A 14,794-nucleotide genomic window follows, 5' to 3' on the forward strand; every position below is an offset into this window, starting at 1 on the left:
AAATGATAACTTATAAAGAAGCTGGAGTTAATATAGAAGAAGGATATAGATCAGTAAAGCTTATAAAAGAATATGCAAGTAGAACAATGAGTGAGTATGTATTAAATGGCCTTGGAAGCTTTGCAGGAATGGTTGAGCTTCCAGAAGGATACAAGAAGCCAGTTTTAGTTTCTGGGACAGATGGAGTTGGAACCAAACTTGATATAGCTTTTAAAACTAGAAAATATGATACTGTAGGAATAGATTGTGTTGCGATGTGTGTTAATGATATTTTATGTCATGGAGCAAAGCCATTATTCTTCTTAGATTATATAGCTTGTGGAAAGCTAGAAGCTGAGGTTGCAGCAGATTTAGTAAAAGGTGTATCAGAAGGATGTATTCAAGGAGATTGTGCTTTAGTTGGAGGAGAAACTGCTGAAATGCCAGGTTTTTATAGAGATGGTGAATACGATATGGCAGGTTTTGCAGTAGGAATTGTAGATAAAGATAAAATAATAAATGGTAAGAATATAAAAGAAGGAGACAAGCTTATAGGTATTGCATCTTCAGGTTTACATTCTAATGGTTATTCACTAGTTAGAAAATTATTTGAAGATTTAAATGAGGACTTAGGTGGAAAAGAAGCTTGGAAAACTTTAATAACTCCAACCAAAATCTATGTTAAACCAATTTTAAAACTACTTGAAAGCTTTGAAATAAAAGGAATGGCACATATTACAGGTGGTGGATTTATAGAAAATATTCCAAGAATGTTTAATGGAGAAAATTTTACAGCAGTAATAAGAAAAGATAGCTATCCATTACCATTAATATTTGAAAAGATAATAGAAAAAGGTGTAGATAAGGATCATATGTACAATACCTTCAATATGGGGGTTGGGTTTGTACTATGTGTTAATGAAGCAGATGCAAAGCCTGTTATAAAAGCTTTAATCGAAATGGGAGAAAAAGCTTATGATATAGGTTATGTAACATCTGGAGGTGAAGGTGTTTGTTTAAAATAGCAGTACTTGCATCAGGTGGAGGAACTAACCTTCAATCAATAATAGATTCAATAGAAGATGGAAATTTAAATTGTAAAATAGAAATGGTTATAGGAAGTAAAGAGGGGATATTTGCTTTAGAAAGAGCGGAGAAAAAAGGAATAAAGACTTATGTAGTATCTAAAAAAGAATATAAAGATACTACATCAGATAAGATATTAGAATTAACCAAAGGAAAAGTTGATTTAATAGTTCTTGCAGGATATCTTTCAATATTAAAAGGAGATATTCTTAAAGAGTTTAAAGATAAGATAATAAATATACATCCAGCATTAATACCAAGTTTTTGTGGAGCAAGAATGTATGGATTAAAAGTTCATGAAGCTGTTATAAATTCAGGAGTGAGATACTCGGGATGCACAGTTCACTTTGTAGATGAAGAGGTAGATGGGGGAGCAATAATACTTCAAGAAGTGGTACCAGTTTATTTTGAAGACACAAAGGAAGTATTACAAAAAAGAGTACTAGAAAAAGAGCATGAGATATTACCAAAAGCAATTGACTTAATTAGTAAAAATAAAGTTGAAATTATAAATGGAAAAACAAAAATAGATATAATTGATAATTAATAATGGAAAATTGATAATTAAGGATATAAGCCAGACAAGCTGAGTTATAAAATTAAACTCAATTAAAGAAATTCCTTAGGAATTTCATCGATAATTGTGCATTATCAATTATCAATTTCCATTAAAGGAAGGGGTTTTTTAGTTGATAAAAAGAGCTTTAGTTAGTGTTTTTGATAAAGAAGGTATTTTAGAATTCTCTAATTTTTTAGAAAGTAAAGGTGTTGAAATAATATCTACAGGGGGCACTTATAAACATCTTAAGGATAATGGAGTTAGTGTTATTGAGGTTAATGAAGTTACTAATTTTCCTGAGATGTTAGATGGAAGAGTTAAAACTCTTCATCCTATTATCCATGCAGGGATACTTGCTATAAGAGATAATGATGAACATATGGAAACTATTAGAGAGAGAAATATTAATCCTATAGATATAGTTATAGTTAATTTATATCCATTTTTTCAAAAGGTTAGAGAGGATTTGAGTTTTGATGAAAAAGTTGAATTCATAGATATTGGTGGGCCTACAATGCTTAGAGCAGCAGCTAAAAATTTCAAAGATGTAGTAGTAATTTCAGATAAAGAAGACTACAAAGCTGTTATGGAAGAAATATCTGAAAGCAACGATGTTTCAGTTAGCTTAAGAAAAAAACTTGCAGGTAAAGTATTTAATTTAATGAGTGCTTATGATGCAGCAATATCTAATTTTTTATTAGAAGATGAAGAATATCCAGAATATCTTTCAATATCATATAAGAAAAAGCAAAGCTTAAGATATGGAGAAAACCCACATCAAAGCGCAGCTTACTATAGTTCAACTGAATTTGATGGAGCTATGAATAGTTTTGAAATATTAAATGGAAAAGAATTATCCTACAATAATATAAAAGATTTAGATATTGCTTGGAAGGTTGCTTCTGAATTTGATGAAGTAGCTTGTTGCGGACTTAAACATAATACCCCTTGTGGAGTTGCTATTGGAGAAACTCCATTTGAAGCTTATAAAAAAGCTCATGATGCAGATGAAACATCAATATTTGGTGGAATAGTTGCAATAAATAGAAAAATAGATAAGGCTACAGCTGAAGAAATGGTTAAAATATTTTTAGAAGTAGTAGCAGCACCAAATTTTGATGAAGATGCTTTAGAAGTACTAAGAACTAAAAAGAACTTGAGAGTAATTAAATGTAATAATATTCCAAAAGATAAAAAATATATGGTTACAGTTGATGGTGGCATATTAGTACAAGAAGAAGATAAAAATTTAATTGATCATTTAAAAGTAGTAACAGAAAAAGCACCAACTGAAGAAGAAATGAAAGATTTATTATTTGGTATGAAGGTGGTTAAGTATGTAAAATCAAATGCAATTGTTGCTATAAAAGATGGAGTAGCAGTTGGAATTGGTGGAGGACAAGTTAATAGAATCTGGGCAACAGAAGAAGCACTTCAAAGAGGGAAAAGTGCAACAGTTTTAGCTTCAGATGCCTTCTTCCCATTTAGAGATGTAGTAGATGAATGTGCTAAAAATGGTATTAAAGCAATAATACAACCTGGAGGCTCAATAAGAGATCAGGAATCTATTGATGCATGTAATGAGCATGGAATATCTATGGTATTTACTGGGGTTAGGCACTTTAAACATTAATATTAACTAGAGAAACAGAGATAATATTATCTCTGTTTCCTAGACGTTAAATTAGTGTTTAGCATTAGCTAAGAAAAAAGTAAAAAATTACTGGCAGGGGGAATTTATTATGAAGATTTTATTAATTGGATCTGGTGGTAGGGAGCATGCTTTGGCTTGGAAATTTGCTAAGAGTGAGAAGGTAGAAAGAATATTTGTTGCTCCTGGTAACGGGGGAACTGCTAGGGAAAATAAGTGTGAAAATATAAATATAACTGATATAGATGAACTTTTGAGATTTGCTTTAGATAATTCTATTGATTTAACTGTTGTTGGACCTGAAGATCCTTTAACTAATGGGATAGTTGATAAGTTTAAAATGAAGGGACTTAAGATTTTTGGACCTAGTGGAAAAGCTGCAATGCTTGAAGGCAGTAAGAGTTTTTCTAAGGATTTCATGAAAAAGTATGGAGTTAAAACTGCAGAGTATGAAGTATTTCAGGATGTTAATAAAGCTTTAGATTATTTAGAAACTTGTCCATACCCTACGGTAGTTAAGGCAGATGGATTAGCTGCTGGAAAGGGTGTTGCTATTTGTGAAAATAAAGAAGAGGCTATAGATGCAGTAAAATCTTTTATGGTTGATGATATATTTAATGGAGCAGGGCAAAAAATAGTTATAGAAGAGTTTTTAGAAGGGGTGGAGGCATCTATTCTTTCAATTACAGATGGAAAAACTATTATACCATTTATATCTGCAAAGGATCATAAACAAATTTTGGATGGTGGTAAGGGGCCAAACACTGGAGGGATGGGAGTTGTAGCACCTAATCCATATGTAACAGAAGAGGTTTTAAAGGATTTTGAAGAAAATATAATGAATAGGACTTTGATTGGAATAAGAGAAGAAGACTTTGATTATAAAGGTATAATATTCTTTGGTCTTATGATAACTAAAAAAGGATCATATCTTTTAGAATATAATGTGAGAATGGGAGATCCAGAAACACAATCAGTACTAAACCTAATGGAAAGTGATTTACTAGAACTAATAGAAGCTTCATTAATAGAAGGTTTAAAAAATACAGAAGTTAAATGGAAAAATGAAGCGTGTGTAAATGTAGTTTTAGCATCAAAGGGATATCCAGGAAAGTTTCCTAAAGGATATGAAATTACCATAAATGATGAAATAAAAGATAAAGTTTTCCTAGCAGGTGCAAAACTTGAAGATAAAATTTTAAAAACTAATGGAGGAAGAGTTCTTTCAGTAGTTGGATTTGGAGAAACAATAGAAAAAGCAAGAGAAGATGCTTATAAGACTATAGAAAAGATCGAATTTAAAGATAAATATTTTAGAAATGATATAGGACTAGTATAAAGAGTTAGTAATATATTTAGATTCAAGGAAAAGGGTACTGAAATAGTACCCTTTTAAATTTATTAAGATAAAAATAACAAATATAAGATGAATATATTACAAATATTATAAATTTGCTTTTAAATGTAATAATTATTTAAGTTATCCAAATAATATAGATGTAAATAAAATTAAATTAAGATTAAAAAACTTAATTTAGACTTGGAGGAATACATACCATGAATAGAGAAACTAAAAATCAAGTTTATGAAAAAGCAAAGGAAATGATAATAGCAGGAGAGTCTTGGGATAAAATTATGGAAGAAACAAGATTAAGACAAAAGGATTTAAAAAGAATACAAATGGAAGAAATAAACCCCAAATTTTAATAATATTAGAATAATATTTCTAAAATATTATTTATCTTAAAAGTGGATTTTCATAATCCACTTTTATTTTTTTAATATTTAAGCAAGATTATGTTTAAGTTGAATTATTAACTGAATTATTTTAAGTAGCTTCTAGGGCTCAAAATTATAAACTAAAAGAATGATGGAAATTTATTATCTTATAAACTTTTTACTAATAATTTAAAAGTGAAAATGGTAGTATATAATGATTTATTGATCATAATATTTTCACATTTTTATATTAAATAAAAATACTTTTCTTTTTTTTATATCTTTGGCATAATAAATAAGTATTTTATAAATAATATAATGTCGAATTATGTTAAGTTTATAAAATGGATATACTAAAGATAGATAATTATAAAACAAAAGAAGGAGAGTACATATGAAGAAAAAATTATCTAAAGAAGCTTATGGCGGCATTCATGGTAAAGATTATGTCCCATATATAACTGATAAGTCAAAGAGTGGAACAAATTTATCAGTAATAATAATAGGAATAGTGTTATCTGCTGTATTTGCAGCATCCACTGCTTATTCTGGAATGAAGTCTGGATTAACTGTAGCAGCTGGAATACCAGGTGCTATAATAGGATCGATGCTTATAGGAGCATTTGCTCGTAATAAAGGCATTCTTGGGAAAAATATAACACAAGGTATGGCAAGTGGTGGAGAATCTGTAGCAAGTGGTATGATTTACGTATTACCTTCAATTATCTTAATAGGAAGTAATATCACATTTTTAGAAGGATTAATTGTAGGTGTAGGTGGAGTTCTATTTGGAATGGGATGTCTATCATTAGTTTATAAATATCTAATAGTTGAAGAACATGGAAAACTTATGTATCCAGAATCAATGGCTATATCTGAAACTCTTATTGCTTCAGAAGGTGATGGAGATGCTATAAAGTTCATGGGAATTGGCTTTGTAATAAGCGGTATTATAAATGTATTAACAGGATCATTTTTAAATATTATTAATAACAGTATTACTTATGTAGGAAGTAAATTTTATAAGTGGAAGTTCTCTACTGAAGTAAATCCACTTTTACTAGGGATAGGTTTTATAGTTGGATTAGAGGTATCATTAACTATGTTTGCAGGCTCAATATTGGCTAATTTTGGTATTGCACCATTAATAGGATATTTTACTGATATGGCGGCAAATAATATGCATTCTTGGAATGACGCTTCTTTATTACTTAATCAAATGGATGTAAATTCTATATCAGGAAGTTATGTTAAATACATAGGTGCAGGAATGATGCTTTGTGGCGGTTTAATAGGAGCTATCAAGCTTATACCAACTATAGTTGTTTCAATTAAAGAAACATTAAAAGCAAAATCAAGCAAGGATAGTAACTCTGAGAGTAATTCAAGTGAAATAATAATACTTTTAGCAGGTAGCATAGTTGCATTTATAGCAGCATTTATGATATCTCAAAGTATTAAAATGGCTATAATAGCTGTTATTGTATCTTTATTATTATCTTTACTATTTGTAATAGTTTCTGGACGTCTAACAGGTACAATAGGAACATCAAACCTTCCTGTATCAGGTATGACAATAGCTTCATTAGTTATATTAACATTAGTTTTTGTTATAATGGGATGGAGCAGTCAAGCAGATAATAAATCATTACTTTTATTTGCAGCATTTATGGTTGTTGCTATATCAGTAGCTGGAGGATACAGCCAATCTCAAAAAGTATCTTACATAATAGGTGGAAGTAAAAAAGAAATGCAAAATAGCTTTTTAATTTCAAGTATAGTAGGTGTTGTTGTTGTTACAGGAACAATAAAAATACTTTCAGAGCAATTAGCTGTAACAGGTGTAGATGCACAATTTGCATTACCACAAGCTAATTTAATGGCTACATTAACATCAGGTATTATGTCAGGTGATTTACCTTGGCCTATGATAATTGTAGGTATTGTTATGGCATTATTCTTATTCTTACTAAATTTACCAATAATGACAATAGCAATTGGATTCTATTTACCTATATCAACAACTTCAATAATATTAGTTGGAGCATTAATTCGTGTATTTATTGAAAAAATGAGTAAGAGTGAGAAAGAAAAAGAAGTTAAAGTCTCTAATGGAATAAGTTTATCTTCAGGACTTGTCGCAGGAGGTTCGATAATAGGGTTAGTAGGAATAATATTACAAGTAACAGGTTTGATAACTCCTAAAACTCCAGTTGGATTTGCTTCTGGTAATATGATGGCCATAATATTATTGGTAATTTTAGTTATAGCGACTACAATACCAATTATGTTATCTAAGGTTAATAAAACAGAATAATAACTATTAAAAATTGTATTTAAATTTTAAATAGTTTAGATTAATGAATATTAATTAATTTAAAAGAGGCTATCTAATTAGCGGATAAAAATCCGTTAGAGATAGCCTATTTTATTTGCTATAAAATATAATGAAAGATATTATCGAAGGAGTTATTTAATATATATGATAATTGGTTATTAAAAATGAATTGTATTTTTCCATTAGTTATTTAAAATTTAATGGAAAAAAAGGTGAATTTACAGTTAAGTTTAATATAAAATAATTAAATTAAAGAAAAAGGATATTTAAAAGTTAAAATATATTGACAAAAATTACAAATAAGAATATGATGGTAAAAGAATAAAGTAAGAATAAGAAAAGGAGGTAGGAAAATGTTTAATATTATATTTAATTCAGAAATGTTAGTTAAAGATAATAAAAGTAAATATATTAAAAACTATATTAATAATCCTATCTCATTGTGTAAATTTATATGGTAGATAATTTATACAATATTACTTTATATAAGTATATATTCATTAAAAATGTGAGAATATTACTTAAATTTATATAAAGGTAATTAGGGCCACGGGTTATTACTCCTGGCTTTTTATTTTGTTTAAAATTATAAAAACATATAAGTAAAAGGTCACGGATAACTGTGGCCTTTTTTGTCTTTTTAAGAAGGGGAGAGGGTTGTATGTATAACAAATAATCAAAAATAATATTAGTAATGAATTAAAGGGGGAAAATTTTATGACTAGAGTACTGAAATATGTTTCAAAATACAAGTCGATGCTAATAATTGGGACATTATCTATGCTTGCAGTAATTGGAGTAGATTTATTTATACCATACTTGCAACAAATATTTATAGATGATGGAGTTATATCAGGAAACAACAATATAATAATAAAAGTTTTATTAGGAATGCTATTAATTACAATAGTAAAAGCTGTTTTTGGATATTTTAAAGAATTTCTTTATGATCTTTTAAGTGTAAGAGTTCATGAAGATATTAAAAATGATTTATTTAACCATATTCAAAAATTAGAATTTAAATATTTTGATAATATGAATACTGGGGAGTTAATGTCAAGAATAGGAGAAGATGTAGAAAATATATGGCAAACAATAGGTTTTGGACTTAGATTATTTATAGAAAATATAATATACTTTGTAGTTTCTACAGTCATCTTATTCAAATTAAATTTCACCTTAGCTTTAGCTTGCTTTATCATAATGATACCAATAGGATTTATAGCAATAAAGCTAGAAAGTAAATTTGGAAAATCTTATGAAGAGATAAGTGATCAAACAGCTAAGATTAATACAACAGCTCAAGAAAATATAGCAGGAGTAAGATTGGTAAAAGCATTTTCAAGAGAAAAATATGAAATAACTAAATTTTTAAAGATGAATAGAAGTTATTATGATTTAAATATGAAACAAGCTAAAATAATTGGTGACTTTTTCCCACCAATAGAATTTTTAACAAATATATCATTGGTTATAATGATAGTTTTAGGTGGATACCTTGTTATGGAGGAGAATATAACTATAGGAGTTCTAGTAGCATTTAGTGGTTATATTTGGAATCTAATATGGCCTATGCGAATGTTAGGAGAATTAATAGATTTACTTTCTAGAAATAGTGCTTCAGCTAAAAAAATATTTGAAATAATGGATAGAGAGCCTGAAATTAAAAGTAATGAAAAAAGCTATAAAAATGATGACTTAAAAGGAGATATAACCTTTAATAACGTTAGCTTTAAATATAATGATGAATATGTTTTAAAGAATATAAATTTAAATATTAAAGCTGGAAATACAGTAGCTATAATGGGAACTACAGGTTCAGGTAAATCAACTTTAATTAATTTGATAGGAAGATATTATGATTTAAGTGAAGGAAGTATACAAATAGATAATGTGGATATAAAAGACTATGATTTAGACTTTTTAAGAAAAAATATGTCTATAGTTCCACAAGATACATTTTTATTTTCAGATTCAATAATTAATAATATAAAATTTAGTAATGAAAATGCAGAAAAAAAAGACGTTGAAAAAGCAGCCTTCTTAGCATGTGCCTTAGATTTTATAGAAGGACTAGAGGAAGGTTTATATACAGAAATAGGAGAAAGAGGACTAGGTTTATCAGGAGGACAAAAACAAAGAATATCAATAGCTAGAGCATTAGTAAGAAACGCTAAAGTTTTAATATTAGATGATTCTACATCTGCATTAGATATGGAAACAGAGCATGAATTATTAAAAAATCTATCAAAAAGAGATGTAAATAGTACAACATTTATTATAGCGCATAGAATTTCTGCTGTAAAAAATGCAGATATAATAATTTATTTAGAAAATGGTGAAATAAAAGAAAAAGGGACTCATGAAGATCTGTTAAAGCGTAAGGGAAAGTACTTTGATATTTATTGCAACCAATTTAAAGACTTTAATGAAATAGAAGAGGAGGTGGTTTAGGATGGAAAACACAAATTTAATAAAAAAAGATGAAGAAGTAATAAGAAGAAGTAAAAGCGAAATAACAGTAAAGCTTTTAGAATATCTTAAACCTTATAAATTAAAATCCTTTATAGTTATACTACTTATGATATTTGTTATGATATCTTCAATAGTTAATCCGTTGCTTTTAAAAATAGCAATAGATAAGTATGGAGTAAATAAGGATGTAAAAGGATTGATGTTAATAGGAATAATATTAATAGTATTAAACCTACTTGCATGGGGGTTATCAAAAATTAGATGGAATATGATAACTTCAATAACTAATAATATTTTAGTAAATATAAGACATGAATTATATAGTCATATACAATATTTATCATTCGATTTTTTTGATGGAAGACCCGTTGGAAAAATACTTTCAAGAGTAGTTTCAGATGTTAATGCATTAAAAAATTTATTTTCTCAAAGTATACAATCTCTTATACCGCAATTATTAAATCTTTTATGTGTAGCTATTATTATGTTTTTTCTTAACTTCAAACTAGCTTTAGCATCAGTAGCATTATTACCAGCACTAGGTATAGCTATGTTTTGCATTGAAATATATTCAAGAAGAAGGTGGGAAGTTTATAGAAATAAGAGATCAAACTTAAATGGTTTTACTCATGAGGATTTTTCAGGTATAAAAATAGTACAAGGTTTTGCTAAAGAAAAAGGAACAGAAAATAATTTTAAATCAATGGTAAAGGAATTAAGTCAGTCTTTTGTAAAAGCTGTTATGTTAAATGATTTCTTTTGGCCTCTTGTAGAATTATCATGGGGAGCTGGTACTTTAGTAGTATTTGCAGTTGGATATAAATTAGTTATAAATAACGAAATACAAATAGGAACATTAATAGCATTTTCAATGTATGTAGGAATGTTTTGGAGACCTATAATGAATCTTTCAAGTTTCTATAATACTTTAATCACAAACTTTTCAGCAGCAGATAGAATATTTGATATTTTAGATATGAAGCCAGTAATAAAAAATGAAGAAAATGCAAAGAAAATCGGAAAAATCCAAGGGGTTGTAGAATTTAAAGATGTTAATTTTTCTTATGATGAAAATACAAAAGTATTAAAAGATATAAACTTTAAAGTTAATAAAGGTGAAAAAATAGCATTAGTTGGAGCAACTGGTGCAGGAAAAACAACTATAGTTTCTTTATTAAGTAGATTTTATGATCCTACATCTGGAGAAGTTTTAGTAGATGGAAAAAATATAAAAAATGTAGATTTAGAATCTTTGAGAAGTCAAATGGGAATAATGCTTCAAGATACATTTTTATTTTCAACAACTATAATGGAAAATATAAGATATGGAAGATTAGATGCAACTGATGAAGAAGTTATTAATGCAGCAAAAGCAGTTAATGCTCATGAATTTATTTTGAAATTAGAAAATGGATATAGCACAGAAGTAAATGAAAGAGGTACAAGATTATCATTAGGACAAAGGCAATTAGTATCCTTTGCAAGAGCATTACTTGCAAATCCTAGAATATTAATATTAGATGAAGCAACATCTAATATAGATACAGAAACAGAAAAACTCGTACAAGAAGGCATAGAAAAATTACTTCATGGAAGAACTTCCTTTGTTGTAGCACATAGGCTATCTACCATAAGAGATTGCGACAAAATTATGGTTATAAATGACGGAAGAATAGAAGAAGTAGGTAACCATAATGAATTACTAAATAATAAAGGTAGCTACTATGACTTATACATGACACAGTATAAGTTCTTAAATGAAGGAGCATAGATGAATTGACAAGCTAAGTGTTACACTTAGCTTTTTTTCGTTAAATCTATCTAAAGGTGTCTTTGAACTATTATTTAAATAATTTTTATCTTATTGAGGAAGAGAATTTCTTTAATATAATAGTATATAGTCACGTTTTTTTATTAGCGTCTGTTTAAAAATAATGTTGATATTGGACTCTAAGAAAAATGGATAGTCTAATCTGTCCACTTCTAATTTCTAATATATTAAATAAATGCTAAAGGCATTGACTGTTTTGAGTATTTATCAATATATGAATACGAGTAATATGCCTATTGATAAACATATAAATAGGTAAACAGTTTATTTTTAAATTATAGAACTAGCATTTATGAGAAATCTAATGGTAGAGTACTGGAAATATATGTTGCAATTTATTTATAATTTCAAAAGCAAGATAAAAAATATATTTTTAAAGGAGAAAGATTTTCAAGAAAATTAAACAATTAAATTGTTTAGAATATGAAAGGAGTATATTATGAGAATTTTAACTAAAATAATGTTTTCTGTATTGATTTACATTTCAACGGCACTCCTTAGTACATTTGAAGTTATACCAGATAGTATCGTATGTTTATAATATTTTTTACTCAAGCTATATTTTTCTTTTATGATTCTTATGCTTTTTATAATGAAGATAAGAAGCTATTTAAAAACAGTATAGTTTCAGCATTTATTATGACAATACTTTCATTTACAGGATTCATATTCAATAAGTGAAGACATAAAAAAAGAACTCTAATTTAGGATTTTCTAAATTAAAGTTCTTTTTATTTCCAGCTATTACTGCCGCTATAGCACCTAGAGTGTACTTTTAAATATTATTAAAATATTTAAAAACACCAGCATATCTCCATTCAGTTAATCCATTCTCTTCGATAATTCCGAAAGGTTGAATTTGGTCAATTGAACTACTTCCTTTAATAGTTCATAAAGGATCAATATGCGTGCTTAGTTCATTTTTTATATTTATTTCGGGTGGGTAATTAACTGCTGTACTTAACTCAACAATCTCAATATTTTTTCTATCATTAGTATTAGTTTCAATAATCATTTCACAATTACTTACAGTTGTTTCAATTTCAGATTGCAACTCATATATTCCTTCTTCATTTTTAACCAATACCTCACTGCTAACTTCTGTTAAATTCTCATTTAAGGATTCAACAACTTTAAACTCTTTGCCATTTTCTGTATAAGTATACACTAAATTATCTAAATCTGAACTGAGAATATTAATATTTGCTCTAGTATTAGTGCTACCTACATAATTAGTTGCTGCATATACTGTTTTTCTACTAGATGACGAAATGCTTACTACCGTAAGGAAGATAAGACTACTAAGAAATAATGATGTCCCCTTTAAAAACTTTTTTAATTTATTTATTATATGTAGTTCCAATATTAAAAATGAATTGCATATCTAAAATAATACTTGCACATACATATATTTCTCCTTCTAAATAATAACTCTCAACTTCACAAAATTTTATTTTGCCTTTTGGATATGAACTCATACCCATAGGAATTGTTTTTATATCAATAAATATAATTATATTAGTAGATAAGAAAGTATAAGGCTGATATAATGTTTCTTGAAATCTTTATAAAAGAGTATAGTAAGGAGTTATTTTATGAAATATTATTTAGCGCCAATGGAAGGGATTACTGGATTTATATATAGAAATACATATAAAAAGTTTTTTGATAATATTGATAAGTACTTTACACCGTTTATTGTTCCAACTAGCAGTAAAAGCTTTAAGACTAAGGAGCTGAGGGATATTTTACCTGAAAATAATAAAGGGATAAATATAGTTCCTCAAATACTTACTAATGATTCAGAAGGCTTTATAAATACAGCTAGAAAGCTACAACAATTAGGTTATGATGAAATTAATTTGAATTTAGGTTGCCCTTCAGGAACAGTTGTTTCAAAAAGTAGAGGATCTGGATTTTTAGCTAAAAGAGAAGAGCTTGATAAATTTTTAGATGAAATATATAAAATAGATGATATGAAAATTTCGATAAAAACTAGAATAGGAAAAGATAGACCAGAAGAGTTTTATGAATTAATAAAAATTTATAATAAATATCCTTTAGAAGAATTAATCATTCATCCAAGAACTAGAGAAGATTTTTATGGGAATAAGCCTAATTTAGAAGTATTTAAAGATGCGTTAACATTAAGTAATAATCAAGTATGCTATAATGGAGATATTTTTACATTAGAAGATTATAATAACTTATCAAAAGAATTCCCAGAATTAAATACAATAATGTTAGGAAGAGGAGTACTAGCAAATCTGGGACTAATTAATGAAATTAAAAGTAATACAAATTTAAATAAAGAAGTATTAAAAGAGTTCCATGATGGAATATTTAATGATTATAGAGATATATTTAAAGACGATAATATTGCAATTTATCGAATGAAAGAGTTATGGGGATACATGATATACATATTTTCAGACAATAAAAAATACGCTAAAAAAATAAAGAAATCACAAAAGGTAGAAGATTATAATGAAGCAGTTTCAAGTTTATTCAATGAACAAGAAATTGTAAAAGGAGCAGGGCTGTTTAGTAATTAGTATAAAGGCTACGATAAATGTATATGCTTATTCCACATATGCTATTTATCGTAGCCATCTTATATTAAACATCTAAATTAATAATGAAAAGAAAGAATTAAGGTGAAAAATCCTTATGGGATTTTTGGGGAAATTAATTTTAGAACAGTTCACCAAAGCTTAACTATCACATTAATTCTTTCATTTTTTATTCCTTAACTTTTTCATTATAATTCAGCGAAGATGAATTATTACCTCAATTCTTTCACTATCCTTTAGGTTTGAATATTAGTGCACCAAAGAAACCAAATATTATTGCAGCAGAAACACCTCCACTTACTGTCTTTAGCATACCAGTAAATATTCCTACAAATCCTGTTTGTTGAGCTTCATTTATAGCTGCTGTTACAAGGGTATTTCCAAAACTACTTATAGGAACAAATGCTCCAGCACCAGCAAATTTAACTAGAGGATCATATAAGCCAAACCCTCCTAAAATTGCACCAATTACTACTAATGTACAAGTAGTATGTGCAGGAGTGATTTTTAAAGTGTCCATTATAAGTTGACCAATAACACAAATTATACCACCTATTATAAATGCAAAAATAAATTTTTCCAT

Annotated in this window: 11 protein-coding genes; 9 read left to right on the top strand and 2 right to left on the bottom strand. The window is 27.8% G+C overall.

Going from position 1 to position 14,794, the window contains the following annotated elements:
* Positions 1–2: 2 nt before the first annotated feature.
* The 8 genes from purM to J7M87_RS05010 all read left to right on the top strand — a co-directional run bounded on the left by purM (position 3) and on the right by J7M87_RS05010 (position 11,578).
* Positions 3–1,004 (top strand): phosphoribosylformylglycinamidine cyclo-ligase, encoded by a 1,002-nt coding sequence (purM, locus tag J7M87_RS04975; RefSeq protein WP_291649272.1) that lies wholly within the window; start codon positions 3–5, stop codon positions 1,002–1,004.
* Positions 992–1,612 (top strand): phosphoribosylglycinamide formyltransferase, encoded by a 621-nt coding sequence (gene purN / locus J7M87_RS04980; RefSeq protein WP_291649274.1) that lies wholly within the window; start codon positions 992–994, stop codon positions 1,610–1,612. Before purM ends, purN begins: the two co-directional genes overlap by 13 nt.
* A 142-nt stretch (positions 1,613–1,754) precedes the next feature.
* Positions 1,755–3,257: a bifunctional phosphoribosylaminoimidazolecarboxamide formyltransferase/IMP cyclohydrolase gene (gene purH, locus J7M87_RS04985; protein ID WP_291649275.1), complete on the top strand. Its 1,503-nt coding sequence runs from the start codon at positions 1,755–1,757 to the stop codon at positions 3,255–3,257.
* A gap of 109 nt (positions 3,258–3,366) precedes the next feature.
* A complete protein-coding gene (gene purD / locus J7M87_RS04990) occupies positions 3,367–4,614 on the top strand; it encodes a phosphoribosylamine--glycine ligase (protein WP_291649277.1) in 1,248 nt (415 codons plus the stop codon).
* A 218-nt stretch (positions 4,615–4,832) separates the two neighbouring features.
* Positions 4,833–4,982: a hypothetical protein gene (locus J7M87_RS04995; protein WP_291649279.1), complete on the top strand. Its 150-nt coding sequence runs from the start codon at positions 4,833–4,835 to the stop codon at positions 4,980–4,982.
* Between the two features lie 406 nt (positions 4,983–5,388).
* A complete protein-coding gene (locus J7M87_RS05000) occupies positions 5,389–7,311 on the top strand; it encodes an oligopeptide transporter, OPT family (RefSeq protein WP_291649281.1) in 1,923 nt (640 codons plus the stop codon).
* Positions 7,312–8,049: 738 nt separating this feature from the next.
* Positions 8,050–9,786, top strand: a complete 1,737-nt coding sequence (locus J7M87_RS05005; protein WP_291649282.1) for an ABC transporter ATP-binding protein — start codon at positions 8,050–8,052, stop codon at positions 9,784–9,786.
* A gap of 1 nt (position 9,787) precedes the next feature.
* Positions 9,788–11,578 (top strand): ABC transporter ATP-binding protein, encoded by a 1,791-nt coding sequence (locus J7M87_RS05010; protein WP_291649283.1) that lies wholly within the window; start codon positions 9,788–9,790, stop codon positions 11,576–11,578.
* Between the two features lie 949 nt (positions 11,579–12,527).
* Here J7M87_RS05010 and J7M87_RS05015 read toward each other — a convergent pair.
* Positions 12,528–13,001: a hypothetical protein gene (locus J7M87_RS05015; protein WP_291649284.1), complete on the bottom strand. Its 474-nt coding sequence runs from the start codon at positions 12,999–13,001 to the stop codon at positions 12,528–12,530.
* Between the two features lie 232 nt (positions 13,002–13,233).
* On the opposite strand from J7M87_RS05015, the gene J7M87_RS05020 reads away from it, so the two are divergent.
* Positions 13,234–14,193 (top strand): tRNA-dihydrouridine synthase family protein, encoded by a 960-nt coding sequence (locus J7M87_RS05020; protein WP_291649285.1) that lies wholly within the window; start codon positions 13,234–13,236, stop codon positions 14,191–14,193.
* 247 nt (positions 14,194–14,440) lie between these two features.
* On the opposite strand, the gene spoVAE is transcribed toward J7M87_RS05020, so the two are convergent.
* On the bottom strand, positions 14,441–14,794 hold the full coding sequence (gene spoVAE, locus J7M87_RS05025) for a stage V sporulation protein AE (RefSeq protein ID WP_291649286.1): 354 nt from the start codon (positions 14,792–14,794) through the stop codon (positions 14,441–14,443).

It is taken from the genome of Clostridium sp. (assembly GCF_017888565.1).
In the GTDB taxonomy this organism is placed as follows: Bacteria; Bacillota; Clostridia; order Clostridiales; family Clostridiaceae; genus Clostridium.

Excerpts from the sequence above, each read along its gene's own strand:
- purM (WP_291649272.1), top strand. The coding sequence starts at position 3 with ATGATAACTTATAAAGAAGCTGGAGTTAATATAGAAGAAGGATATAGA.
- purD (WP_291649277.1), top strand. The coding sequence starts at position 3,367 with ATGAAGATTTTATTAATTGGATCTGGTGGTAGGGAGCATGCTTTGGCT.
- J7M87_RS04995 (WP_291649279.1), top strand. The coding sequence starts at position 4,833 with ATGAATAGAGAAACTAAAAATCAAGTTTATGAAAAAGCAAAGGAAATG.
- J7M87_RS05000 (WP_291649281.1), top strand. The coding sequence starts at position 5,389 with ATGAAGAAAAAATTATCTAAAGAAGCTTATGGCGGCATTCATGGTAAA.
- J7M87_RS05005 (WP_291649282.1), top strand. The coding sequence starts at position 8,050 with ATGACTAGAGTACTGAAATATGTTTCAAAATACAAGTCGATGCTAATA.
- J7M87_RS05010 (WP_291649283.1), top strand. The coding sequence starts at position 9,788 with ATGGAAAACACAAATTTAATAAAAAAAGATGAAGAAGTAATAAGAAGA.
- J7M87_RS05020 (WP_291649285.1), top strand. The coding sequence starts at position 13,234 with ATGAAATATTATTTAGCGCCAATGGAAGGGATTACTGGATTTATATAT.
- spoVAE (WP_291649286.1), bottom strand. The coding sequence starts at position 14,794 with ATGGAAAAATTTATTTTTGCATTTATAATAGGTGGTATAATTTGTGTT.